The sequence below is a fragment of the Aquimarina sp. I32.4 genome (assembly GCF_002924285.1).
Lineage (GTDB): Bacteria > Bacteroidota > Bacteroidia > Flavobacteriales > Flavobacteriaceae > Aquimarina.
Map to the genome: position 1 here is coordinate 1 of NZ_PGUB01000224.1, position 1833 is coordinate 1833.

Sequence of the window (1833 nt, forward strand, 5' to 3'; positions counted from 1 at the left end):
AGGGGGCGCTGACAGTCTCGTAAATTTTACTAATTTAGTGAGAAATTTAACAGAGCTGTCAGGCTCTACTCTACGCTACAATATGATAAAAATTATTCATTACTCTATAAGTTTATTGATTTTTGGGTTAACCTTTTCCTGTAAACTACCTTTAAATGAAGTAAACTACTATTTAGGAAATCGAATCTATAGTAATGACATTCTTTACAAAATAAATTTTAATAAAGATACACTATCTGGTCATGTCATCTATTTAGATCAATATTTGGATGAGATAGACTATTTACCTTTACAAGGTTTAGTTACAAAAGACAGTGTTAAATGGATTACAGAACGATTTAATCAGGATTATTTTTCAAATACTGGAATACTAAGTACTACTGGCGAAATTAAAATACAACGTAATTTAGTTAGAACCAATGAAAAAATTGATTCTGTATTTTTAACCAAAATCACTTTACAGGATTATAAGCAAAAAATACAAGAAGCTCTTGCTCCTCCTGAATTAATTAACATTAAAAAAGACACCATTATTGACAACTATTTATTTGAGCTTACCGTTAATAATTGGAACCCAGAAACATTTTATGGAAACACCACATTTATTATAAAAAATAAAACCACTAAAAAAGTCCTTCAAACCATTCTGTCAGATAATTTTTGGTTTAACGAAAACCTATTCTTTGGGTTCAATACAGATTATAACTTTGATGGTATTAAAGATCTGACTTTTTACAATGGAAATAATGGTGGCTATGGAACAATGACATATGACTATTATATTTATGACATAAATAAAGATCAGTTTATTCTAAATAATGACTTGTCAAAAATAGCTAGTGGCATGGGTATAGAAATTGTTCCAGATAAAAAACAAATTATTAGTTATCAAAAATCTGGATGCTGTTGGCATGAAAAAACAACCTATGCAATAATAAATAATAAATTTTGTCCGATATTAATACTCGAAGTTGATGAAGATGATTTTCCTTATCACAAATTGACCAAAATAAAATGGGATAAAAAAGGAAATAAAAAAGAGGAAATAGTTGAACGTATTATAGATTTTGAAGGAGAAGAAGAAGAAAATAGAATAACTACGCTTCTTTCTTTTCAATTAGAAAACAGAAATAAAGTAGTGCTATTTAAGACAGAAGAATATAATGTTTCTGAATATGATGGCTATGGATGGGGATTATGTTTTGTAATTATAAAACCTAATGGTGCTATTCAATATTTTTCCAAAAAGCATTACACTCATTTTGTAATGAACAAAGAAAAGAGTGAACTTTATTTTGAGAGTACTCTCATAACCAAAGATGAAATACATTACCTAATAAATCAAACTAAAAGTAATAATAACATTTCAAATATTCAACTTTCAATCACAACTAATAATAAAACAATTACTTATAACGGAAATTTAAATACATTAGTGGGTAGCTTTGAAGAGTTAAGTAACACTACACTTGAAAATTTATTGAACAAATAATAGTATCACCAAAGTATGAATCCAGAATAAACCTGTAAAAAATACTGTAGCTAATAACTAAGCATATGGCGTGCCGATAGGCTAGCGCTATATGATCTGTTGACTGATCTGGGATTTGGTGATAAGGGGGAATTCGAGAGGTTTGCTATACCCTTAACAAGAAAGAAAATCGTTAGGATGTCACTTTAGCATTTTTTTATGGTAGCAGATTACCTCAAAAAACGATATTTCAAAGTAGTTTTCATGCTTTTTATGAGGATTTGGTTGGTTTTTGGTCTTTTTCCTTCATTTTGGGCAATGGTATAGTAGGGTTCTTTTTAGAACCTGTTTTAAGTATTGTA

Annotated in this window: 1 protein-coding gene; it reads left to right on the forward strand. The window is 28.8% G+C overall.

Going from position 1 to position 1833, the window contains the following annotated elements:
• On the forward strand, positions 1–1492 hold a 1492-nt coding region (locus CVD18_RS22150), incomplete at its 5' end, for a hypothetical protein (protein WP_233194623.1).
• Positions 1493–1833 lie beyond the last annotated feature (341 nt).